The organism is Runella aurantiaca (assembly GCF_003339505.1).
In the GTDB taxonomy this organism is placed as follows: Bacteria; Bacteroidota; Bacteroidia; order Cytophagales; family Spirosomataceae; genus Runella; species Runella aurantiaca.
Map to the genome: position 1 here is coordinate 16,352 of NZ_QPIW01000020.1, position 23,885 is coordinate 40,236.

Below are 23,885 nucleotides of genomic sequence, written 5' to 3' on the forward strand. Positions count from 1 at the left end.
AGAGTACTTTTGCATGCTTTTAAAAGTTCCCGTTCTCTACTTTTCAATTACACATTTATTCAAAAACGCTTACTTGGCTATCATCCGTACATTCGTTAAGCAATTCTTGGTTGGTTTTGCGTAAAACAGGATGCACAAAATCAGGGGCGATTTCGACCAAAGGCACCAAGGTAAAACGACGTTGGTGCAATCTGGGATGAGGTAAATGTAGGTTTTCTGTATCCAAAATCAGGTCAGAATAATACAGCATGTCAATGTCTATCACTCTTGCCCCCCACCGTAAACGCCGTTCGCGTCCCAGTTGTTTTTCAATTTCAAGCGTTTGATTCAGCAATTCTTCGGGCGTCAAAACCGTTTCAATTCTAATTACCTGATTCAAAAAAGCGGGCTGGTCAGTCACGCCCCAAGGAGCCGTTTCGTACAAATGCGACTGCAACATAACGGGCGCAATTCGTTCCGAAATCAAGTCCGTTGCTTTCGCTAAGGTAGCTTCTCGTTCGCCCAAATTTGCACCTAACAATAAAAAAACTGATTGCTGATTCATGCCGTAAAGGTAGGAAAACAAAAATAATGAAAAGAAACGGCCGCCTTTTGTCTTTCAATAAAAATTGCTAACGCTTTACACACATGAACATTATTACTAAAATAAACGTAACGGTCTTTGGTATTTTGTCGGCGCTGTCCTGCCTTGCGCAGCAAGAAATCGCACTTTATCCAGACGCCGTTCCCAACGCAAAAGACGTTGTGAATGAAGAAGTAAAAACGGCTTCAAACATCGTTTCCAAAGTTTCTCAACCTACCCTCACGGTATTTTTACCTCCAAAAGACAAAGCTACGGGGGCATCCGTAATCATCTGCCCAGGAGGCGGTTATGGTGTTTTGGTCATCAAAAGAGAAGGCTACGATGTGGCCGAGGCTTTTACCAAGCAGGGCATAGCGGCATTTGTGCTTAAATACCGACTACCCAGCGAAAAAACCATGATTGACCCTTCTATCGGGCCACTGCAAGATGCCCAGCAGGCCATCAAAACCATTCGTCAACGCGCCGGTGAATGGAACGTTGACCCCAAGAAAATCGGCATTATGGGCTTTTCCGCAGGTGGTCATTTGGCGGCTACGGCAGGCACGCATTTTGAAAAACCCGTCCTTGCCACGACCGACGGCATCAGCGTTCGACCAGATTTTATGATTTTGGTGTACCCCGTCATCAGTTTCATGGATGGCATCGGCCACAAAGGGTCGGGGGTAAATCTTCTGGGCAAAAATGCTTCTTCTGCGCAAATCAAGCTTTTTTCAAACGAACTTCAAGTAACTTCTTCAACTCCACCGGCTTTCATCACCCACGCCAGCGACGATACCGTGGTGCCCGTTTCCAACAGTCTGCTTTTTTACGAAGCCCTCCAACGAAACGCGGTTTCGAGCGAACTGCACATCTATTCAAAAGGGGAACATGGCTATTTGAAAGTTCCCGCTTTTGACGAGTGGTTTGGCCGTTGCCTGCATTGGATGGGAACGGCAGGTTTTGTTAAATAGGCTGCGCGAGGTAAGAAATACGAAGTAAGAGGTAAGAAATAAGACCCTTAGACTACTTTCCTCCCACTTCATACTTCCCAACTCTTACCTCCTATTGCAAATTTTCCATTTCTCCTTTCCAACCTTTTCCTTCCGTTGGCTGCTCTTTGAGATTGAAAGCCAAATTCATGACCGAAAAAGAACTGATTCAACGCTGTCTTTCCAACGACCGGGCCGCCCAACGTCTTTTGTACGACCGTTATAAATCGGCCATGTACACGTTGGCCTACCGCATCAGGGGCGATTTTGACGAAGCCAACAGTGCCTTGCAGGACACGTTTTTGTCGGTGTTTCGCAACTTGGCCCAATATCGTGGTGAGGCTACGCTAGGCGCTTGGATTAAGTCGATTTTGGTTCGAAAGGCGTATCACAATGCCCAAATAAAACGACAGTATATTTTGATGGATGAAATCCCGACCGACACCACAACCATCAATTGGGGAAACGATTCTATTGAGGCTGCGCATTTGGAAAAAGCCATTTTGAACTTGCCCGAAGGCACACGAACCGTATTTGTATTGACCGAAATCGAAGGCTATACGCACCGCGAGGTAGCCGAAATGCTGGGCGTGTCGGAGGGAACCTCTAAGTCGCAACTATTTTACGCAAAAAAACGGCTGAGAGAAATGTTGAAAAGTACACTGTAGGGGCAGGGCTTGCCTCTGCCCAAAGAGTGGATTGGGCATTGAGAGTGGATTGGGATTCTCAAATCCCAACCGCCAGTTTCAAAGAAGCCTTTAAGGTTTTACAGTCAAGACAGTGCTTTCGGATTCTCAAATCCGAACCAATAAACAAACAAGACGCAGGATGAAAAATTCATTGAAAGATACACTTCCGCAGTATTCTCCGCCCGAATCGGTCTGGGAAAATATTGAGCAGACTCTCAATGAAGCGCCTTTGCAGGAAGCTATGGGCAAGCTACCAACCTACGAGCCGCCCGTTCAGGCTTGGGTTGAGATTGCCGCCCAACTGCCAAACCCGCCAAGAACGTGGTGGCGATATGCGGCCGCCGCCGCAGTGGTGTTGGCGGTAGGAATTGGTGGGTATGTAGCCATGCAACCAAACGCCGAAAAGGCAGCCATTTCGTATTCACAGGAAAAAATAAATCCCAAAACAATGGTCGCACCAGACAAGACCATTGACCAACAATACGCTCAATTACAGGCACTTTGCGAAGATAGGGTAACGGTTTGTGAAAAACCCGAATTTAAACATCTCAAACAGGAACTTGACAATCTCACAGCGGCAAGCAACCAACTCAAAGACGCGCTCGGCTCATACAATACCGATGCGACTTTGTCGGCCCAACTGTCTGAAATAGACCAGGAACGCGCCGATATTCTTCGAAAACTTAATGAAAGAATATAACCACTACAGCCAGCCACAACAAAAGCAGCCATGAAAAAACGAATCATTTTCAATCTATGGAGATTCCCCCCACCCTTTCAAAATGAATGGAAGCCATCGGGCCATTATCATTGCACCCGACGGCTCCTGTTCATTTTTACATTGCTCATTTTGCATTTTACAATTTGCGGTTTAGATGCTTCTGCGCAAACCCTGCAGGTAGTAACCAAAACGGTCGAGAAAACATTTGCGGCCGACCGATACCCCAAAGTTAGGGTGTGGGGCGAGCGCAGCGACATTGAAATAACGCCCTGGAACCACAATGAAATCAAAGCCGTCGTTGAACTGACGGCCAAACATCCCGACCAGCACACGGCCGAAAAAGACCTCGAAACCCTGCATTATACCGCCGACAAATCGGGCAGAACCGTGAGCCTGCACAATTTTGTGGTATTGACCAAAAACGGAGCCAAGCCTCAATCCAACCTCAAAGCACGTTTTACGCTGTTTGTTCCGGCAAATTGTGCGGTAGAAATTCAAAACAGTTTCGGCAAAACAACCGTCAAAGGACTCCAAACGGTAATGCAGCTGCAAACAGAATTTTGCACGGTAGAACTAACCGACCTGCGCGGAAACATAACCTCTCGCACGCAATTCGGCGCTTTGAAAGCCGACAACCTCAGCGGTACGCTCAGCGTAGTGGCGGAGCGCACCGACCTGCTGCTCCAACAAATCAAAGGCGAATGCCGCGTACGGGCGCAGTACGGAAGCCTTGACATTCAGACCGACAAGTCGCAGGTAAAACTGGACGTAGAAACCAAAAACACTGAACTCCGCAACGGCACCACCGTGGCCAAGCATTAACCCATTACCAGCTAACAACCATGAAAAAGTTAATTCATTTTCTGTTTTTTGTCATTCCGACGACAGGAGGAATCTCTATCGCCTTCGCCCAAAGCGACTCCGTCCGTATCACGCATACGCAGGAAACGGGAACGCTTGAAAAACAGCGGTTTATTGACCAGTATGATTATGTTTTTATGACTAAAGAGCCGACGAAGTGGATGCTGAAGGGGTATGGGAATATTAACAATCTCATCGGTTTCAACATTTTTCAAAGAGGGTATATAAAAAGAATTGTTGATTTTAAATTGGGCGTAGAGCGAAAGTTAAGCCCTTCATTTTCAATAGAAATAGACGTAGCGCGTGTTTCTAAGGTTCCTCTTACAGAAGCTGGCCTTATTGATTATTCGAATTTTTACTCATCAAATGGTGACAAACGTTGGGCTACATCCGCCGAACTGAGGTGGTACTATGACATGGCAAAGCGTATTCGAAAGGGAAAAAGCAGTAACAATTTTTCGGGGAATTATCTATCGCTCAGGTATGAAAGATTATGGCAAAATGAAAATTCAGTGGCTACGGGGCTTTCTGGTACAAATGGAAAATGGAATACCGACTATTTCGGCAGTTATTACCATTCTCAACTCAGCTTGAATTATGGAATCCAGCGACGCTTTTTCAGATACGGTCTCATTGATTTTTCAATCGCATTAAACCGCAACACGAATCAGCAAATCCACCGGAAACTTACTTTCTTAGACGGCGACAATTCAATCAAGCAACCAATGGACTGGAGCAATATTCAAGAAAGTATTACTTCAACTCCTCAACACAATTGGCTCATCACAACCAATTTCAAAGTAGGTGTAGCTTTGGCCGACTTCAAAAAAACGGCTAGAATCCCTGCTTGTGATGTATTTCAATGCTTTGAAAACGAGAACAACCTATGGAAAATCAGTTGGCCTCGGATTAGCCTCAGCACCTCTTTGCAGGCGCTTAATGGAAGTATTGGTTACGAACAAAAAATTGCCAAATCTGCATTTTCAATCAATACCTATCTGAACTTATATACCTTAAATGCAGTTCAAGAAAACGCTCAACAATATGACTCATTCACAGAGACTTATTTCACCAGTAACAGTCAAAGTCTAAGTCTGGGCGCGCAGTTATACATTCAGCCACGCTGGTATTTTTTGATGAATCGTCAGGTTCGTTTGGGTAAATCAGGCAATAATTTATCAGGTGTTTATGCGGGTTTGAACAATGTTTTTTTTGGGTCATACGGGTTTATAAAAAACGACCGATATAAACACAATTTCGACTTTACTCCAATGTTTATAAATACGGGATTATTAATTGGCTATCAAAGGAAATTATTTAAAAATGGATTCATTGACCTAAATATTTCAAAAATGCTGTTGGACCGCCATCCCTATTCATTAGGTCCAAGCAACTTCATTTTTGACTTCAAACTCGGCTTTGCCCTCTAAACCTCCATAGCCATGAAAAAATTACTCCTCTTCCTTTGTTCGACTTTCTTTGTCATTCTGACGATAGGAGGAATCTCTACCGCCTTCGCTCAAAGCGACTCCGTCCGCATTACGCATTCGCAGGAGACAAATACCCTCAAAAATCAGCGGTATGTTGCTTCGTATGACTATGCTTTGCTGAAAAATGAGCCTACCAAATGGATGATAAAAGCCTACGGAATTCATTTAATTGATTATCGGCTTGGTGTGGAACGTAAACTAACAACCTCTTTTTCAATAGCCTTAGATGTTGCTCACAACAAGTCTGCAGATTTTGACCGCTATCTTAAACGCTGGGTTAGTGGAGCTGAAGTACGCTGGTATTATGATATAAAAAATCGTATCCGGAAAGGAAAAAGCAGTAATCAATTTTCGGGCAATTATTTCGCTCTACGTTACGAAACGGCCTGGAAAAACCCCGAGTCAGAAGCCGCGTGGAGAAAAGACATTAATAACCGAGAATTATACCCCGACAATAGTAATCTTTGGAAAACCGACTATTATTCAGACTACTACAATTCGCAGGTAAGTCTAACGTATGGGATGCAGCGCCGTTTTTTCCGTTTTGGATTCCTTGATTTTTTTGTCTCTTTAAATAATAGGATCGGAAGGCAAATCCACCGCAATGTTGTTTTTTTAGACGGCAATAACACTGGAGCTCCTCGAAATAGACCAGACCCCAATGACCTTTTTCAAACCGTTGAAGTCTCACCTATCAACTATTGGAACCTGACCACCGGATTTAAGTTCGGAGTTACTTTTGCTGATTTGAAAAAAGCCCGTCCAAGCCGCAAAGGTGAACTATTCAGTGTAGGCGAAAACGAACAAAAATTATGGAAAATCAATTGGCCTGTTTTAGAAATCACGTCTTCTTCTCAATCGTTGAACAGCAGTATCGGCTATGAGCACAAAATCGGCCAATCGGCCTTTTCCATTAATACCTATCTTGATTTGTTCTTTTCTAAATTTTTCGGTAAAAATGCACGCCTATACGACACGGCTACCCAAACAGAATTTATAACCAATGTCCGAGAAACCAGCATTGGCGGCATTTTATCAATTCAACCGCGCTGGTACTTTCTAAAGAATCTTCCAGCCCCTTTGAGGCCGGAAGGCAACAATTTATCAGGTGTTTATGTTGGGAACAACACCACTTTTTGGGGTTTATATGGGCTCTCCACAACCAACCGTTATTCAAATAAATACAGTGATAAACCTCAATTTATAAATACAGGACTACTGTTGGGCTATCAACAAAAACTGTTTAAAAATGGGTTTGTAGACTTAAATATATCGAAAGGATTTTTCAATAACCACCCCTACTATTACACTTACTATTTATGGATGCCCAATATGTTGCATTTATGGACGCCCCATTCATTCCTAAGGAACAATTTTATTTTTGACTTCAAACTCGGCTTCGCCTTCTAAATCATAAACAAACCACGCCTTCCCGAATGGTTTTCATGGAAATTTAACTTTATTGTTCAACCCTGAACCACCAACAAAAGCATCCCTGCGTTTTTTGGCGTTTTTATGTACTTTTGTCAAATCAATTACCGCCTTAACACCTGATTTGACGTAAGAATGAATTATATAAAAGCATTTGCCCCAGCCACCGTTGCCAACGTAGCCTGCGGATTTGATATTTTTGGATTTGCACTAGACGAGCCCGGCGACATCGTAGAACTCCGCAAACGCGACGAGCCTGGCGTAATTATCAAAGACATCATCGGCGACGACGGCCGCCTGCCGCGCGAACCCGAGCGCAACGCCGTGTCGGTGGTGATGCTTAAATTTCTGGAACACATCGGCTCTACCCAAGGGGTGGAAGTAACACTTCACAAAAACATGCCTTTGGGCAGCGGGATGGGCTCCAGCTCAGCCAGCTCGGTGGTGGGTATTTTTGCCATCAATGAGCTGTTGGGCCGTCCACTTACGCAACGAGAATTGCTGCCATTTGCGATGGAAGGCGAGCGCATCGCCTGCGGTGCGGCCCACGCCGACAACGTAGGGCCATCCTTGTTGGGTGGGTTTGTCGTTATTCGCAGCTACTCTCCACTCGATGTCTTCAAAGTAAAAGTTCCAGACGAACTGTATTGCACCTTGGTCCATCCCGACGTAGAGGTCAATACCAAAGATGCCCGTTATATATTGCGTAACGAGGTTTCGCTCAAAAATACCATTTCTCAAATGGGCAACGTTGCGGGGCTGATTGCGGGGCTGATGCAGGAAGATTACGACTTGGTCAGCCGTTCGATGGTGGATGTCATCATCGAGCCAGTACGCTCTATTCTTATTCCTGAGTTTGACCACGTAAAACAGGCCGCCCTCGACAGCGGCGCGTTGGGGTGCAGTATTTCTGGTGCCGGCCCGTCCATGTTTGCTCTCAGCCGTGGCCGCGACACCGCCGAGCGCGTAGCCAAAACCATGAGCGAAGCCTTCGGCAGCGTAGGCATTACCACCAAAAGTTACGTATCTCAAATCAACCAACAAGGCCCCAAAGTGCTGGAAACAGCGTAAACTCTATTTGTCATGCTGAAAGCATCTATAAAATCGCTCATTGCAGTTTCATTCGTCACCTCTTTCCTTTCGTTTTCTGTTTCTGCTCAATCCCTCAAAAAACTGCCCGAAACCAAGTATTCACGGGCCGAAGTAGAAATGAATATGCGCTTTTTAGCTTCTGACGAGTTGCAGGGGCGGCGCACGGGCGAACAGGGCAACTTGGTCGCCGCGCGGTACCTCGCGGAGCAGTTTCGGTACTTGGGCATCAAGCCCGCTCCCGGCCAAACGACCTATTTGCAACCCGTTCCGTTTGTGATTCAAAAAAGCGCCAAAGAAGGCCTTTTAATTGCCAACAGTGATACCTTACACTCGGGCAAAGAATTTGTCATTTTGGGAGGCGGCCCCGCCAACTTCAGCGCCGATGTGGTTTTTGTGGGCTATGGCCAAGCCGCTGATTATACAAAAGATGTGAAAGGCAAAATCGTAGTGGCGCAGGTAGGAACGCCCGAATCAAAAACGCCACAGGAAATCTTTGCCGCCGCCAACGATAAACGCAAACTTGCCACCGAAAAAGGAGCCGCCTTACTCATTGAATTATTTACCGCCCAAATCCCGTGGAATTTTGCCTCTCGGTATTTCGGAAATGAAAAACTGAGTTTGGACAATGGCGGAAGCAACGGAGTAACGCACGTTTGGGTCAATGGCCAGCAAAAAAAATACGTGGATTTATTCAAAAGCGGTGCCACCTCAGCCAAGTTTCAAACCACAGGCCGTGACCAACAAAATATCAATTCCTATAATGTGGTAGGAGTAATTGAAGGAACCGACCCCGTGCTCAAAAACGAATACATTGTGGTGTCGGCGCACTTTGACCACGTAGGCATGGGCAAAAAAGGTGGCAATACCTACACCCCAGCCGACAGTATTTTTAACGGTGCCCGCGACAATGCTTTCGGAACGGTAGCCATGCTGACCGCCGCCAAGACTTTATCTATCCAACCCGCAAAACGTTCAATTTTATTGATTGGTTATACGGCCGAAGAAGTGGGATTATTGGGCAGCAAATATTATGCAGAGCACCCGTTGGTTCCGCTGAATCAGTGCGTGTTTAACCTCAACAGCGACGGCGCTGGCTACAGCGACAAAACGCTAGTTTCGGTCATTGGTCTCGACCGCACCAACTGCAAAGCGGAAATCGAAGCGGGTTGTAAAGCGTTTGGATTAGGCGTTTTCGGCGACCCTGCGCCCGAACAGGGCCTTTTTGACCGCTCAGATAACGTAAACTTGGCGGCCAAGGGCATTCCCGCCCCCGATTTTGCCCCTGGATTCAAAAGTTTTGACGGTGAGATTGCCAAGTATTATCACCAAGCCACCGACAATCCTGACTCGGTTGATTTTGACTATCTGTTGAAATTCTGCCAATCTTTTGCCTATTCTGCCCGACTCATTGCCAACAAACCCGTTCGCCCTTACTGGATTGCGGGAGATAAGTATGAGCCCGCCGCCAAGGCGCTTTATGGGAAATAAGTGATTGTTTTTTGCTAATTTTGTTAAAAAACTCATTCATTTATGAAAGCAGTTGACCAATTGCCGCTTAACGAAGTTCAACTCAGTCTACTCAGGATGTTTGCACGCCCTATGTCAGAAGAGCAAACACTGAAAATAAGAAGAGCGCTTGTTCAGTTTTTATCTGATGAATTGGATGACGAAATTGAGAAAGTTGTCAAACAAAAGAATATTACAGAGAAGGATTATGATAAACTGCGCAATCAGCATCAACGCACACCTAAGCAATGAGAGTTGTTATTGATACGAATGTCTTACGTACAACCATAAAAAAAGGAAACTTTGAACGATTTATTTATGATGCCTTTAGAGCAGAAGTTTTTGAATGGGTAGTGAGTACAGAAATTTTAAATGAGTATCCCGAAAAACTAACTGAATTTTATTCATCCGAAACCGCAGATTTGGTTCTAAATATCTTGATGGCTGCCCCTAATGTAATTCTTACCGAACCTGCCTTTCGCTGGAATCTGATTAGTGACGACCCCGATGATAATAAGTTTGCTGACTTAGCGATTTCTACAAATGCCTTTTGTTTAGTTACTTACGACCGTCATTTTAATATCTTCAAAGGGATTTCTTTTCCAAAACTTAAAGTCGTTAAACCAAAAGAATTTCAAAAAATAATCAATTGGCCTTAGTGCTCTTACTCCCACATGATTCGTAAAGCCGTTATACCTGCCGCTGGTTTAGGAACTCGCTTCTTACCCGCAACCAAGTCTCAACCCAAAGAAATGCTCCCCATCATCGACACGCCCACCATTCAGTACGTGGTGCAGGAAGCCGTCGATTCGGGCATTGAAGACATTCTTATCATTACAGGTCGCGGTAAGCGCGCCATCGAAGACCACTTTGACCGTAATGTAGAACTGGAAGCCAAATTGGAAGAAAAACAGGATGAACTCCTTTGGAACGAAATGCGCCGTTTGTCCGACATGGCCAATATCCACTACGTTCGTCAGCGTGAAACCAACGGCCTCGGCGATGCCATCTATTACGCCAAACAACACGTTGGCAATGAACCCTTTGCGGTACTCTTGGGCGACACTATCATGGATTCGGTCATCCCCGTTACGCAGCAATTGATTGATACCTACGAGCAATACCAAAGCACCGTGATTGCGGTCGAAACCGTGCCACGCGAGAAAGTCAACCGCTACGGAATCGTAGGCGGAACGGCACTGAGCGATACCATCATGCAGTTGGACGCCCTCATCGAAAAGCCTTCCATTGAGGCCGCACCTTCTACCCTAGCCATTGCGGGACGGTATATACTTTCGCCCGAAATCTTTACGGCGATTGAACAAACGGGCAAAGGTAAAGGCGGCGAAATCCAACTCACCGACGCCTTTCAAATCTTGCTGCGCCGCGAAAGCATCTACGCCCACCGCATTGAAGGCGAGCGCCACGATATTGGAAATAAACTTGATTTCTTGAAAACAACGGTAAAATTTGCCCTTAAACGCAAGGAATTTTCGGCTCCGTTCTTGAAGTTTTTGAGAGCAACTTTGGCCGAGTATGAGAAATAACCATGACCGAGTGAAAATATATAAAGTCTGTGTAGACTTCCCTCTGTTCGTTCATAGCTAGCGTCTTATTGGCTTTAGGTTTCATGTTAATATATTTCTCCATTTTAATCTTAAAAACAACGCGACTGCCAGTGGTCTCTGGGTTGATGATACCACTGGCAATATTGTTTATTTTTAGTGTGCCCTCACACGCCCAGTTAGTGGAGCTGGATTTAAAGCCTGATACGTCATTATTGGGAAAATATTCTTTTTATGTCCAATCAGTAGAAGATGTTAGAAGAGACCGGCTGAGCATTGGTTTTATCCGCTCAGACTCAACAGGTCGCTATTTTTTTGCCGATTTGAAAGGGGGGCTTGTTCCTTCTTTGGAAAATTTCTTAAAATATTCGATCAAGATGGATGAGGTTAGTTTCTCGATTGTCTTAGCCATCACCAAACTTAAAATAAACGAATATAAAACAGAATATGGGGAAAAAGGACGAATAGATTTAGGGTTAGTATGGATTGAACCTGACAGTATCAGGAAAAATATTTTGTATGAGTCAAATCAGTCTATCGAAATAGAAGGAAATGACGTAACTCCATTTTGGCTTGAAATAATCAAAGCAGGGATAAGAACTGGTTGTATTGAGTTTGATTCACTCTATCGTCATCATAAGCTTCCTGTCCCAAAAACCCTTCAATCATTCGATGAATTAATTTTAACGGCTGACCCACCTGCGGTTACAATTCAAAACCCTGAATTGCACATCTCAACGGCTTCACAACTTAATGAAGGTATTTATACTAATTGGAACGAAATGGCTACCAACAGTCCTTCCAACAAAAGTAAATTTACTTACACCCTGAGTTCGGGAGTTTTAATTGAGCTTTATAATGAGAAAGACCAAAGAATTACCAAAGCATTTGGTTTTTCAATTGACAATAAGCTGTATGTCAACAAGAAAAGATATATTCAGAAAGAAGGGTATGCACGGGTAGTAGAAGTAGGTCGGTATTTGGCTTGGTATGACGATATAAACGGAGCCCCCTTGATAAAAGACCCACTCTATAAGAATTCCACAAAACCCGTTCTGATGGCTTATCCTTCTTCCTTATCCAAAACTATGTCTTCATTTGCCTTACAACGTGTTTTTACCAAAGCGTTGCCAACGGGTGCCAGTGCATTGTTGGGAGTAGCAGGTGGGATTGCGTTTATTGTAGCGATTGAAAGGAATGCACTGGAATGTATTATCATGGATACGGAGACAGGAGCCGTATTACCACTCAATACGGTCCAATTTCAAAATTTAATACGTCAGGATGAAGTTCTTTGGAAGGATTTTCAAGAAAATAACTCTAAAATACGAAGAGCTCAAAAACAAATTGAATGGATAAAAAAGTTTAATCAGAGAAATCCTTTAGTTAATATCAGTTCAAAATAACCACTCGCAGGCTCACAACAGTCAATGACAAAATTTCATGCCCAATCTCCTCCTCATCGACGATGAAATCAAACTCCGGGGGCTGCTCAAACGCATTCTGGAGCTAGAAGGCTATCACGTGAGCGAAGCCGACAATGCGCATTCAGCTTTTAAGATTCTGGAAAAACAAGACATTCAGGTGGTGGTGTGCGACGTAAAACTACCTGATGCCCACGGTGTTGAACTTACCCAACGCCTCAAAACGCAATTTCCGCTTGTTGAAGTTATCCTGCTGACGGCCTACGGCACCATAGCCGACGGGGTACAGGCCGTAAAAAATGGTGCATTTGACTACCTTACCAAAGGCGACGACAACGACCGCATTGTGCCGCTGGTAGCGCGGGCCACCGAGAAAGCCGAGCTTCGGCAGAAAGTCCATCGGCTAGAGGAAAAAGTAAGTCAAAAATTTGGGTTCGGAAGTATCATCGGAACCTCAAAACCTATTCAGGAGGCCATAGAATTGGCCCAAAAAGTAGCCGTAACGGATACTACGGTGTTGCTTTTGGGCGAAACCGGCACGGGCAAAGAAGTATTTGCCCAAGCCATCCATCAACAAAGTCCACGACGCGATAAACCTTTTGTGGCGCTCAATTGCAGTGCATTCAGTCGCGAGATATTGGAAAGCGAACTCTTTGGCCATCGCGCGGGGGCTTTTACGGGTGCGCTAAAAGACAAAAAAGGCTTGATGGAAGAAGCCCATGGCGGCACGTTGTTTCTGGATGAAATCGGAGAAATGAGCCCCGATTTGCAAGCCAAGCTCCTGCGTGTTCTGGAAACGAATACGTTCTACAAAGTAGGCGACACCAAGCCCACCCAAGTCAGCGTTCGGTTTGTGGCTGCCACCAACCGCGACTTACAAAAAGAAGCTGAAAGCCAACACTTTCGCCTCGATTTATACTACCGTTTGTCAGTTTTTGAGATAAAACTTCCATCTCTTCGCAGTCGCGTTGAAGATATTCCATTATTGGCCGCGCATTTTGTCCAAATCTATGCGGCTAAAATGAACCGCCCAGCGCCCAAATTAGCTGTGTCATTTTTAGAAAAGCTAAAGCAAAGTGCATGGAAAGGCAATATCCGTGAGTTGAAAAATGTGATTGAACGCGCCGTTATTCTGGCCAACCATGATGAATTAACCCCTCGGGAGCTTCCTTTTGAAATGCAGTTTGGCACCGCCAATTTCACCCCAGGTGTAGCAACATTGGCCGAAATTGAAAAACAGCATATTGACTGGATGTTGCACCATACCCAACACAACAAAACCGAAACCGCCCGCCTCCTCGGCATCGGTCTCACGACGCTGTATCGGAAGATTGAAGAATATGAATTGTAGCGCCGCAAAATTTTGCGGCGCTACCCTATCAAAATGAAAACCAACCCTTCCAAAATGGAAGGGTTTTTTATTTTTTAATTTATAAAAAACACCATAAACTCCTCTTTTTTAATACCTTAACTACTTCCCTTTTCGTCAGGCACAGCTTTGGCATACCTAAGTGTGTCTCATTAAAACAAATTCTCATTATGGGTATGCTTATCATTCTTCTTTTCACGGGCATTGGGTGCTTTGTCCTGTTCTACGGTTCTATTCGATTCTTTGAAAAAATCTAACGCTATGTTCACCGCTCTATTCATCCTTGCTTTGGCTGTGTTTGGCTACTTGGTGTACGTCTTACTTAAGCCTGAAAAATTCTAGAAACCTCATTAAAATCATGTTACAGGAAATTCTCGGTATCGGTTTAATTTTTGTCCTTACGGTTTTGTTGGCGCTGCCTTTGGGACGCTATATTGCCAAGGTGTATTTAGGCCAACCTACGTGGCTAGACTTTATGTCGCCGCTCGAAAACTTTATTTATAAAGTATGCCGCATCAATCCCAAAAAGGAAATGACGTGGCAGGAAAATTTGGCTGCCCTTTTGACCATTAATTTTGTCTGGTTTTTCTGGATGATGTTTATCTTGATGAATCAAGGATGGCTACCGCTCAATCCAGACGGTAATCCATCGATGAGTGCTGATTTAGCGTTTAATACCGCCGTTTCCTTTTTGGTCAATTGCAATCTGCAACACTATTCGGGCGAAACGGGGGTCACGTATTTTTCGCAGTTGGCGGGATTGATGTTTATGCAGTTTGTAACAGCAGGAACGGGCATGGCGGCGGCGGCAATGGTATTTAAAGCCATGAAAGAGCACCAAACCAGTCAATTAGGCAATTTTTATAGTTATTTCCTCAAATCATGCACCCGTATTTTATTACCTGTCGCGCTAGTATCCGCCGTTATTTTGGTCTTCAACGGAACACCCATGAACTGGGAGGGAAAGGCGAATATCGTTACGGTGCAGGGTGATTCGGTACAGGTATCACGCGGACCAGCGGCAGCCATGATTGCCATCAAACAGGCAGGAACCAACGGCGGTGGGTATTTTGGGGTCAATTCAGCGCACCCGCTGGAGAATCCGAATTACTTAACCAACATCGTCGAAAACATACTTATCATCCTCATTCCCATTGCTTTTGTGTTTGCGCTCGGCTTTTATCTTAATCGAAAAAAACTCGCGTGGATGATTTTTGGCGTAATGACCCTCGGCTTTTTTCTCCTGCTGAGCGTCTCCGTTTATTTTGAAATGCAAGGGAACCCCGCCATCACAAAAATGAATATCAACCAATCATTGGGCAGTATGGAAGGCAAGGAAATACGGTTTGGCGCGGCGGCTTCTGCTTTTTGGGGCATCACCACCACCACTACTTCCAACGGCTCGGTCAACGCCATGCACGATAGCATGACGCCGCTTTCGGGGGCCATGCAACTCATTGATATGATGATTAATGCCCTGTATGGAGGCGTCGGAGTTGGCTTTCTGAACTTCTACATTTTTATCATCATTGCGGTCTTCATTTCGGGATTGATGGTAGGACGTACGCCCGAATTTTTGGGTAAAAAAATCGAAGCGAAGGAGATGAAAATTGCCACCATCATCGCGTTACTGCACACCTTTTTGATTCTGTCTTTTACGGCACTTTCAAGTTATGTATTTACCCAAGACCCAAGCGTGGGCTGGCTCAACAACCCTGGCTTTCATGGATTTTCAGAAATGCTGTATGAATACACTTCTTCTTCGGCTAACAATGGATCAGGTTTTGAGGGCTTGGGCGACAATACTCCTTTTTGGAACATTACCTGTGGTATTGTGCTGATTATGAGCCGTTATCTACCCATCATTGGGCCGATTGCAATTGCGGGTATTTTGGCAAACAAGAAGTACATTCCCGAATCAGCAGGAACGCTCAAAACTGACACCGCTACGTTTGGATTTATGGTTTTTGCCGTGATTTTCATCATCGCCGCGCTGTCGTTTTTCCCTGCATTGGCGCTGGGGCCGTTGGCGGAGTTTTTTAGCCTTCGCTGAGTTGGGACGCAATATAGGTCAAGACCTTTTCAATGGTCATTGTCTCGGAGGGTAACACATTGGTTTCGGAACCGACGTGTTTATGAAAAGGAGAAGTTGAAAGATGTGGATAATCATGGGCATTATCCCAGCGGAGAATCAGAGAAGCATCAGCTCTTTGCCACTGATAAGCGTAGTCAATTTTATTTTTTCAAAAACAGTTACCTCTTTAACATATAAAATGCTATCGGTAACCAATTCAACCTTATATCTTAAAATATGAATGCGCGGGGTGATAAGTTCTTTGATTAAAATGGATTTTGTGATAATCGCATCAAAAGCTGCTAAATCAGGTAAAGGCATCAGTCTTCTAACGTTTTCAGTTTGCTTTCTACCAATTCAATCGCTTTTAAACAAACCCTCCATTCCATTTCATCATCTTCTTTCTCAAATAAACCAAACTTGATAATTGAATCAAACTTTTCAAGAAATGACTGAAAATTCTTCTCATACTTATTTTCAAACTCAGTTACTTCCTGCTGATAAATACCTATTTCGTTACGCAAAGCCTCTTTGGCTTTTTCCAAAGCAAATGCATCTACTGAATCATACCCTAATTCATGAATTGCGGCAGCCAATGCTTCGGTTTGTTGAATAGACATAGCTTACTAATTTTTTCTTCAAAATTACAAAAAATATGAAACGTTCTCAATCCACCTCTCTCTTTCAGGGAGGTATGGCAAAAACCGCTCTTTTAGAGTCGTTTATCAAACTCAATCCCCGTGTCATGTTCCGTAATCCTGTCATGTTTGCGGTCGAAATCGGAACACTTGTGATGCTTTTGGTGTGCCTGCAAATTGCCGTTGGCGGTGCCGCTTCCCAAGGAAGTTTAGTCTATAACGTTATTATATTCTCGGTTCTTTTGCTCACCTTGCTTTTTGCCAATTTTGCCGAAGCACTGGCCGAAGCACGCGGCAAAGCCCAAGCCGACAGCCTCCGCAAAACCCGCGAAGAAACCCCCGCCAAGGTCATCCGAACCCTCGGTCGACTAAAAGTGAACGAACTTCAAATCATTCCTTCCTCCCAACTTGAAAAAGGCGATGTGTTTGTGTGCGAAGCAGGCGATATTATTCCGACCGACGGTGAAATCATCGAAGGACTAGCCACCATCGACGAGTCCGCCATTACGGGAGAATCCGCGCCTGTGATTCGCGAAGCGGGCGGCGACAAATCGTCGGTGACGGGTGGCACAAAAGTGCTTTCTGACCACATCAAAGTAAAAGTAACAACGCAACCCGGAGAGAGTTTTCTGGACAAAATGATTGCTCTGGTCGAAGGTGCATCTCGTCAGAAAACACCGAACGAAATCGCGCTAACTATTTTATTGGCAGGCTTTACGCTCATCTTCGTCATCGTCTGCGTTACGCTCAAACCCTTTGCCGATTATTCCCACACATACATTCCCGTTTCTGCCTTCATTGCGCTCTTTGTCTGCCTGATTCCTACCACCATCGGAGGTTTACTTTCAGCCATCGGGATTGCTGGGATGGACCGCTCCCTGCGCGCCAACGTAATCACTAAATCGGGAAAGGCCGTGGAAACCGCAGGCGACATTGATACACTTTTATTGGACAAAACAGGAACCATCACCATCGGGAATCGCAAAGCAACAAACTTCTGGCCCACGACAGGTATCAGTGAAGAACGCTTTACAGCCTCTGCGCTGTTTTCTTCTCTAGCCGACGAAACCCCCGAGGGGAAATCCATTATTGAGTTAGGTCAACAAAAAGGGGGAAAACTGCCCACGATGCCCCAAAATGCCGAAATGATTACATTCACCGCCGAAACTCGCTCTTCTGGAATTAATCTGCCCCCCAATATCCGCATCCGAAAAGGCGCGCAGGATTCGATTCGAATGATGGTGGAAAGAGCAGGCAACATATTTCCAGATGATACGGCCCAAAAAGTGCGCGAAATTGCCACAAACGGGGGTACGCCGCTGGTAGTTTCAGAAAACGAAAAAGTGTTGGGCGTTATCGAATTGCAGGATGTGATCAAACCAGGCATTCAGGAGCGTTTTGAACGGTTACGCAAAATGGGTGTCAAAACGGTCATGGTCACAGGTGATAACCCACTCACGGCCAAATACATCGCCACCGTAGCGGGTGTGGATGATTTTATTGCCGAAGCCAAACCCGAAGATAAAATGAACTACATCAAAGCCGAACAAGCCAACGGCAAACTCGTAGCCATGATGGGCGACGGCACCAACGATGCCCCAGCCCTAGCCCAAGCCGACGTGGGCGTAGCCATGAACAGCGGAACACAAGCGGCCAAAGAAGCGGGCAACATGGTCGATTTGGACAATGACCCCACCAAGCTCATTGAAATCGTGGAAATCGGCAAACAACTGCTGATGACACGCGGCACGCTTACGACCTTCTCCATTGCCAACGACGTAGCCAAATACTTTGCGATTGTGCCCGCATTGTTTATGACATCTATTCCAGCCTTACAAGCGCTCAATATCATGCATTTGGCCAGTCCAGAAAGCGCCATTCTGTCGGCGGTGATTTTCAACGCCATCATCATTCCATTGTTGATTCCATTGGCTTTGAAAGGAGTGACCTACAAGCCCATCGGAGCAAGTGCGCTGTTACGCCGCAATTTGCTGATTTATGGCCTCGGCGGGTTGATAGTGCCGTTTATTGGCATCAAACTCATTGATCTGATTGTAGGAAGTTGGCTGTAATTGGTTAGTGCTGTTGGTAGTTAGTGTTGTTGATTACTCCAACAAGGGTTTCTCAAAACCCATTGCATCTTTCAAGTATAATTTAATTCAAAAGTATTCAAATGAAAACACACATCGTACCCGCCTTATTAATGACCGCTACTCTGTTTGTATTGCTGGTGGTTATCTATCCCTTAATTGTATGGGGATTTGCTCAATTTGCGCCCGAAAAAGGTCAGGGCGAAACAGTTTCGGTCAATGGCAAAGTCGTAGGTTTTGCTAAAGTAGGCCAAAAATTTACAGAAGATAAGTACTTTTGGTCACGCCCATCGGCGGTGGAATACAACGCGGCCAGTTCGGGAGGCTCCAACAAAGGCCCTTCCAATTCTGATTATTTGGCGCAGGTACAAGCTCGGATTGACACGTTTTTGGTGCATAATCCAACCATCCCCAAATCAGCTATTCCCGCCGAACTCGTGACGGCTTCGGGAAGTGGACTTGACCCCGACCTATCGCCACAAGGGGCCGAGGTACAGGTTGCCCGAATTGCAAAAATCAGAAACCTCCCTGAAGATAAAGTCAACGAATTGGTTAAAACACATACCCAAGGCCCACTTTTGGGCTTATTTGGGCCTTCGAAAGTAAATATTTTGGCATTGAATTTGGCTTTGGATAACTTGTAACCAAACGGCAGTTGCCAAAAATCAGAAATTACCATGAAAAAGTTTGTAACTGTCGCACTAGCCTACGTGCTGTGCACACCCTTATTTGCCCAAACCATTGATTCTACGGCCAAGCTTGTCCTATCTGGCTACGTAGAAGCCTATTACAGCTATGATTTCAACCAGCCCGCCAACAATGACCGTCCACCGTTTGTATACAGTCACAATCGACACAATGAATTCAACCTCAATTTGGGGTTTATCAAAGCCGCTTACGTTGACGAGCGAATTCGCGGAAACATTGCCCTGATGGCGGGAACTTACCCCAACGCAAATTTGGCCGCTGAGCCTGCTACCTTGCGCAATATTTTTGAAGCCAATGCCGGCCTTAAACTCGCAAAAACCAAAAATTTATGGCTCGATGCAGGCGTGTTTGCTTCACACATCGGTTTTGAAAGCGCCATCTCAAAAGATTGTCGAACGCTCTCCCGCAGCCTCATGGCCGACAATACGCCTTATTATGAGACTGGCGTTAAAATTGGCTATACCACCGACAACGGAAAATGGTTTTTATCTGGATTGGTACTCAATGGTTGGCAACAAATTCGACGGACTGATGAAAATACCCGCTTGGCCGTAGGCACCCAAATCACCTTTAAACCAAACGCTAAGGTTACGCTCAATTCCAGTACTTTTTTGGGCAGTCGCCCCGACAACACTAACCGCAATCGTTTTTTTCATAACCTCTACGGAATTGTTCAATTAACCAAAAAATGGGAGTTAATTGCCGATTTTGACTACGGAATAGACCAACAACAAACTCGTTCGTCTATTTACGACGCTTGGACAAGTTGGGCGGCTATTTTAAAATACCAACTCAGCTCAAAAGTGGGCGTTGCGGGGCGTGTTGAAAATTATAGCGACCCCAAAGGATTGGTCATCACCACTACCTCACCAAACGGTTTCCGCGTCAATGGCTATTCATTCAACCTAGACTATGCCCCTATTTCGAATGCATTGTGCAGGATTGAAGCCCGTAGTTTGACGGGCAAAGACGATTTGTTTGAAAAAGCAGGCCGAAAAACCACCACCGATTTTATTATTACTACCTCATTGGCCGTGTCATTCTAAAAACAATGCCTAATTCTACCGAACAAAACGCCCAGTATTTCCTCGACCTCATCAAAAAATCGCGACGGGGTAAGTTGAAGGTTTATATTGGCATGAGTGCAGGCGTGGGCAAAACCTACCGAATGTTGCAGGAAGCCCACGCACTTTTGCGCAATGGGGTGGACATTAAAATCGGCTTTATTGAAACCCACCGACGCACGGATACGCACGCCCTGCTCGACGGCTTACCGCTCATCCCCCATCGTAGCGTTTTTTATAAGGGGAAAGAAATGGAGGAAATGGATTTACAGACCATTCTTAACTTTCATCCCGAAGTAGTGATTGTGGATGAACTCGCACATACCAATATCTATGGCTCTAAAAACGAGAAGCGTTGGCAGGATGTATTAGATATTCTGAATGCAGGAATCAACGTTATTTCGGCCGTCAATATTCAGCACCTCGAAAGCCTTAATAATGACGTTTTTCGAATCACGGGGATTGAAGTTAAAGAAACCGTCCCCGATAGTATCTTGCAGCAAGCCGACGAAGTGGTCAACATTGACCTCACCGCCGATGAACTCATTGCCCGCCTCAAAGAAGGCAAGATTTATGACCCTACTAAAATCGAAACCGCGCTCAATCATTTTTTTAAGGCCGAAAAAATCCTGCAACTACGCGAACTGGCCCTGAAAGAAGTGGCCTCGCAGGTGGAACGAAAGGTGGAATTGGAAGTGCCAAAAAATGCAAACTTGCGCTCCGAACGATTTTTGGCTTGCATCAGTTCTAACCACGAAATAGCAAAAAAAATACTGCGTAAAACCGCGCGTTTAGCGAGTTATTACCAAGGAAAATGGTATGTATTGTACGTTCAGACTTCGGCGGAAGATACCGACAAAATCGGTCTTGCTGCCCAACGTCATCTTATCAATAATTTTAAATTAGCTACCGAATTTGGGGCTGAAGTGATTCGGGTCAAAAGCAACGAAGTAGCTCAAACCATTTTTGACACCGCACAAAAACATAACATTACAACCGTCTGCATTGGAAAACCTCACGGCAATTTTTGGAAAAACATTACAGGCAACTCCTTATTTTTCAGCCTATTGAACAAAGTTTCCGATACTGACATTGATTTAGTAGTTATCAGTTAAAAATTATAAATACCCGCTGGCCCCAGCCGATGCGGAGGGTTAGAGTGAGATCATGAAACTAAAAACCAAACTTCGACTTGCGCTTACCTTTTTGTTTGCCGTCATCGTATTGCTCGGCAGCCTAGGGGCTTGGTACCTCAAAAAACTCTCCTCTGAAGCGCAGGAGATATTGAAAGACAATTACATCTCGCTCGAATACGTACGCAACATGCGCAACGTGATTGACGAAAACGCCTGGAAAAACGAAGACATTGCCCTTTTTGAAAAAAGCCTTGTTTACCAAGAACAAAACATTACCGAAATAGGCGAGGCCGAAACAACCCAGCAGCTTCGAAGCCACTTCAATGCTTTCCGCAAAAGCCCCGACAGTAGCCGTATTCTCCTGATTACGAAACAGTTAACCAAAATTGCCGATGTCAATATGCAAGCCATTGTGCGCAAGAATGAGCAGGTAAAAAAAACGTCGGATGAGGTCTATTCTTACATGGTGCTCATTGCCACGGTATGCGCGTTGGTGGCGTTTTCGTTTATCATCAACTTTCCTAATACCATCGCTGAGCCCATCCAACAATTGACCGAAGGCTTGCAGGAAATCAGCCGTAAAAACTACGAGTCTCGGCTCGGCGTGGAGCGTAAGGACGAACTCGGAGAAATGGCGCGGGCTTTTAACCTGATGGCCGAAAAACTGGACGAATACGAACACAGCAGTTTGGCCAGGGTGCTTTTCGAAAAACGTCGCACCGAGACCATCATCAACCAAATGAACGACGCCATTGTGGGCTTGGATGAAAGCGACCACTTACTTTTTATCAATTCAATTGGAGCCGACATGCTCGGTCTGGATGCTTCTCAACTGGCAGGTAAATATGCCCCCGATGTGGCCCTCAAAAATGATTTATTGCGAACATTATTAAACGACACTACCCCGCTCAAGCCCCTCAAAATAGTAACAAACGAGCGGGAAAGCTATTTTACCAAAGAGGTTTTAGACGTAAAAAATGGTGAACAACGCATCGGGAAAGTAATTATCCTTAAAAACATTACGCCCTTTCACGAACTTGACCAAGCCAAAACCAATTTCATCGCCACGATTTCGCACGAATTGAAAACGCCGATTTCGGGCATTAAAATGAGCCTAAAACTTCTTGAAAATGAGCGCATTGGACCATTGAATGAAGAACAAAAATACTTAATTAACCAAATACAGGATGACAGTCAACGGCTGCTCAACATTACGGGCGAGCTCCTTGACCTGTCGCAGGTAGAAACGGGCAACATTCAACTCAATTTCAGAAGCATCCTACCACAGGAAGTTATTAAGGCAGCTACCGAAGCGTTACTTTTTTCGGCAGAGCAAAAACAGATAGAATTACAGTGTCAACTTCCTGCTGATTTACCCGCTATTCAGGCAGATTTAGACAAAACGATGTGGGTTTTGATGAATTTTCTTTCCAACGCGATTCGATATAGCCCCGAAAAATCAACCATTACGGTAGAGGCTCAGGTCAGCAATGACCAAAAACACGTGCTTTTTTCGGTACAGGATTTTGGAAAAGGAATTGAGTCAAAATACCAAGAACGCATCTTCGACCGCTATTTTCAGGTTCCAAACAACGGCCAGTCTAAATCAGGAACGGGGCTTGGGTTGGCCATTTCCAAAGAATTTATCGAAGCACAAAAGGGACGTATCGGCGTTGAAAGTGAATTGGGCAACGGCAGTCGTTTTTGGTTTCAACTGCCGTTGGCTTAGCCGATTATCAGGACGGTTCATGGTCGGGTCGAGTATTTACCCAAAGCCGCCGAATCGATATCAGATGCGCAAAAAGCACGACAGGCACTACAAAACCGGGAAGCCATATGAACGAAGGTTTTAATACAGCCACATTGGGTTGCTCAAAGCTCAATTGCTGAAATGGAAATGGTGCCGCCAATACTGCGGTAGTGACGATATTGATCAACAACCCTAAAGCACCGATATTCCACCAACCTAACACTTTGGCAGACCACTTTTTTTGATAAAAAACCATAAAAATCATGAGCGGAGCGGTTAAGCCCGCCCAAATATCCCAATTACGCCCTTCAAAAGTCATCACTTGCGGAATTTGTCCCGCCACAAACAATTTAAACAACAGCAACTCCACGCCAATCCGCAGGATATGGACCCACGTCAGCGAACGAAGCGATAAACGATCCATCCATTGTCGGCCCTTTGCCTGTCCAAATACCATGACTATAAAAAGCAAAGGAGGAATAACTGCAATCAAAAAACGTGGAGGTGTCGCTGCTATATCCAGAAAAAAAGTTTTTTGGGCGGCAAAATAAAGTAAACCCAACCACAAAATACAACCTATGAGCGTAAAAGCGGCTTGTTTTGGCGCTACCCTGCGAATTGTAAAGTAAATACCAGCAACGAGTAAAATGACCAACAAAGCAAAGCAGACGGAGAGCAAAGCGGGAATCTGTACGTGAAGATAATCAAGTTTAGGAGACATGGTTG

General features: G+C 45.0%; 25 protein-coding genes. 20 read left to right on the forward strand and 5 right to left on the reverse strand.

Annotated features, from left to right (window positions below; translation table 11 throughout):
* Window positions 1-55: 55 nt before the first annotated feature.
* Entirely contained in the window at window positions 56-544 is a 489-nt protein-coding gene (folK, locus tag DVG78_RS20570) for a 2-amino-4-hydroxy-6-hydroxymethyldihydropteridine diphosphokinase (RefSeq protein ID WP_114462926.1), read from the reverse strand.
* Between the two features lie 83 nt (window positions 545-627).
* On the opposite strand from folK, the gene DVG78_RS20575 reads away from it, so the two are divergent.
* The 15 genes from DVG78_RS20575 (at window position 628) to kdpA (ending at window position 15,752) form a co-directional block, all read left to right on the forward strand.
* Window positions 628-1,533 (forward strand): alpha/beta hydrolase, encoded by a 906-nt coding sequence (locus DVG78_RS20575; RefSeq protein WP_114462927.1) that lies wholly within the window; start codon window positions 628-630, stop codon window positions 1,531-1,533.
* Between the two features lie 167 nt (window positions 1,534-1,700).
* Entirely contained in the window at window positions 1,701-2,219 is a 519-nt protein-coding gene (locus tag DVG78_RS20580; protein ID WP_114463002.1) for an RNA polymerase sigma factor, read from the forward strand.
* A gap of 160 nt (window positions 2,220-2,379) precedes the next feature.
* Window positions 2,380-2,940 (forward strand): hypothetical protein, encoded by a 561-nt coding sequence (locus DVG78_RS20585; RefSeq protein ID WP_114462928.1) that lies wholly within the window; start codon window positions 2,380-2,382, stop codon window positions 2,938-2,940.
* 30 nt (window positions 2,941-2,970) lie between these two features.
* Window positions 2,971-3,783: a hypothetical protein gene (locus tag DVG78_RS20590; RefSeq protein ID WP_147277132.1), complete on the forward strand. Its 813-nt coding sequence runs from the start codon at window positions 2,971-2,973 to the stop codon at window positions 3,781-3,783.
* A 20-nt stretch (window positions 3,784-3,803) separates the two neighbouring features.
* The gene (locus tag DVG78_RS20595; protein WP_114462930.1) at window positions 3,804-5,252 is read left to right on the forward strand and encodes a hypothetical protein; all 1,449 of its coding nucleotides are present in this window, start codon (window positions 3,804-3,806) and stop codon (window positions 5,250-5,252) included.
* 12 nt (window positions 5,253-5,264) lie between these two features.
* Window positions 5,265-6,722: a hypothetical protein gene (locus tag DVG78_RS20600; RefSeq protein ID WP_114462931.1), complete on the forward strand. Its 1,458-nt coding sequence runs from the start codon at window positions 5,265-5,267 to the stop codon at window positions 6,720-6,722.
* 156 nt (window positions 6,723-6,878) lie between these two features.
* A complete protein-coding gene (locus DVG78_RS20605; protein ID WP_114462932.1) occupies window positions 6,879-7,814 on the forward strand; it encodes a homoserine kinase in 936 nt (311 codons plus the stop codon).
* Between the two features lie 12 nt (window positions 7,815-7,826).
* Window positions 7,827-9,323, forward strand: coding sequence for a M28 family peptidase (locus tag DVG78_RS20610; protein ID WP_114462933.1), 1,497 nt, complete (start codon window positions 7,827-7,829; stop codon window positions 9,321-9,323).
* Between the two features lie 42 nt (window positions 9,324-9,365).
* Window positions 9,366-9,593 carry a DUF8507 family protein gene (locus DVG78_RS20615; RefSeq protein WP_114462934.1) on the forward strand — a complete coding sequence of 76 codons (228 nt, stop codon included), beginning with the start codon at window positions 9,366-9,368 and terminating at the stop codon, window positions 9,591-9,593.
* Window positions 9,590-10,000 (forward strand): putative toxin-antitoxin system toxin component, PIN family, encoded by a 411-nt coding sequence (locus DVG78_RS20620; protein WP_114462935.1) that lies wholly within the window; start codon window positions 9,590-9,592, stop codon window positions 9,998-10,000. Before DVG78_RS20615 ends, DVG78_RS20620 begins: the two co-directional genes overlap by 4 nt.
* 15 nt (window positions 10,001-10,015) lie before the next feature.
* The gene (gene galU / locus DVG78_RS20625; RefSeq protein ID WP_114462936.1) at window positions 10,016-10,888 is read left to right on the forward strand and encodes a UTP--glucose-1-phosphate uridylyltransferase GalU; all 873 of its coding nucleotides are present in this window, start codon (window positions 10,016-10,018) and stop codon (window positions 10,886-10,888) included.
* 68 nt (window positions 10,889-10,956) lie between these two features.
* A complete protein-coding gene (locus tag DVG78_RS20630) occupies window positions 10,957-12,312 on the forward strand; it encodes a DUF6563 family protein (RefSeq protein WP_147277133.1) in 1,356 nt (451 codons plus the stop codon).
* Between the two features lie 37 nt (window positions 12,313-12,349).
* Window positions 12,350-13,681: a sigma-54-dependent transcriptional regulator gene (locus DVG78_RS20635; RefSeq protein WP_114462938.1), complete on the forward strand. Its 1,332-nt coding sequence runs from the start codon at window positions 12,350-12,352 to the stop codon at window positions 13,679-13,681.
* A gap of 279 nt (window positions 13,682-13,960) precedes the next feature.
* On the forward strand, window positions 13,961-14,041 hold the full coding sequence (gene kdpF / locus DVG78_RS20640) for a K(+)-transporting ATPase subunit F (protein WP_114070236.1): 81 nt from the start codon (window positions 13,961-13,963) through the stop codon (window positions 14,039-14,041).
* A 16-nt stretch (window positions 14,042-14,057) separates the two neighbouring features.
* On the forward strand, window positions 14,058-15,752 hold the full coding sequence (kdpA, locus tag DVG78_RS20645) for a potassium-transporting ATPase subunit KdpA (protein ID WP_114462939.1): 1,695 nt from the start codon (window positions 14,058-14,060) through the stop codon (window positions 15,750-15,752).
* On the opposite strand, the gene DVG78_RS30660 is transcribed toward kdpA, so the two are convergent.
* From DVG78_RS30660 to DVG78_RS20655, 3 genes are read right to left on the reverse strand one after another with little or no spacing between them, the layout of a single operon-like run.
* Entirely contained in the window at window positions 15,739-15,933 is a 195-nt protein-coding gene (locus DVG78_RS30660; protein WP_374755725.1) for a toxin-antitoxin system TumE family protein, read from the reverse strand. The two genes, kdpA and DVG78_RS30660, sit on opposite strands and share 14 nt — an antisense overlap.
* Window positions 15,891-16,094 carry a hypothetical protein gene (locus DVG78_RS20650; RefSeq protein ID WP_114462940.1) on the reverse strand — a complete coding sequence of 68 codons (204 nt, stop codon included), beginning with the start codon at window positions 16,092-16,094 and terminating at the stop codon, window positions 15,891-15,893. The genes DVG78_RS30660 and DVG78_RS20650 overlap by 43 nt, the downstream gene beginning before the upstream one ends.
* Entirely contained in the window at window positions 16,094-16,393 is a 300-nt protein-coding gene (locus tag DVG78_RS20655) for a hypothetical protein (protein WP_114462941.1), read from the reverse strand. Before DVG78_RS20655 ends, DVG78_RS20650 begins: the two co-directional genes overlap by 1 nt.
* Before the next feature lie 35 nt (window positions 16,394-16,428).
* Here DVG78_RS20655 and kdpB point away from each other — a divergent pair, with 35 nt between their 5' ends.
* The 5 genes from kdpB to DVG78_RS20680 all read left to right on the forward strand — a co-directional run bounded on the left by kdpB (window position 16,429) and on the right by DVG78_RS20680 (window position 23,138).
* On the forward strand, window positions 16,429-18,483 hold the full coding sequence (gene kdpB, locus DVG78_RS20660) for a potassium-transporting ATPase subunit KdpB (protein ID WP_114462942.1): 2,055 nt from the start codon (window positions 16,429-16,431) through the stop codon (window positions 18,481-18,483).
* A gap of 101 nt (window positions 18,484-18,584) precedes the next feature.
* Window positions 18,585-19,145, forward strand: coding sequence for a K(+)-transporting ATPase subunit C (locus DVG78_RS20665; protein ID WP_114462943.1), 561 nt, complete (start codon window positions 18,585-18,587; stop codon window positions 19,143-19,145).
* 33 nt (window positions 19,146-19,178) lie between these two features.
* Complete coding sequence (locus tag DVG78_RS20670; RefSeq protein WP_114462944.1) at window positions 19,179-20,255, forward strand: porin; 1,077 nt, start codon at window positions 19,179-19,181, stop codon at window positions 20,253-20,255.
* 5 nt (window positions 20,256-20,260) lie between these two features.
* Window positions 20,261-21,388 (forward strand): sensor protein KdpD, encoded by a 1,128-nt coding sequence (locus DVG78_RS20675; RefSeq protein ID WP_114462945.1) that lies wholly within the window; start codon window positions 20,261-20,263, stop codon window positions 21,386-21,388.
* 52 nt (window positions 21,389-21,440) lie between these two features.
* Window positions 21,441-23,138 carry an ATP-binding protein gene (locus tag DVG78_RS20680; protein ID WP_114462946.1) on the forward strand — a complete coding sequence of 566 codons (1,698 nt, stop codon included), beginning with the start codon at window positions 21,441-21,443 and terminating at the stop codon, window positions 23,136-23,138.
* A 7-nt stretch (window positions 23,139-23,145) separates the two neighbouring features.
* On the opposite strand, the gene DVG78_RS20685 is transcribed toward DVG78_RS20680, so the two are convergent.
* Complete coding sequence (locus DVG78_RS20685) at window positions 23,146-23,880, reverse strand: DUF8737 domain-containing protein (RefSeq protein WP_114462947.1); 735 nt, start codon at window positions 23,878-23,880, stop codon at window positions 23,146-23,148.
* Between the last annotated feature and the right edge of the window lie 5 nt (window positions 23,881-23,885).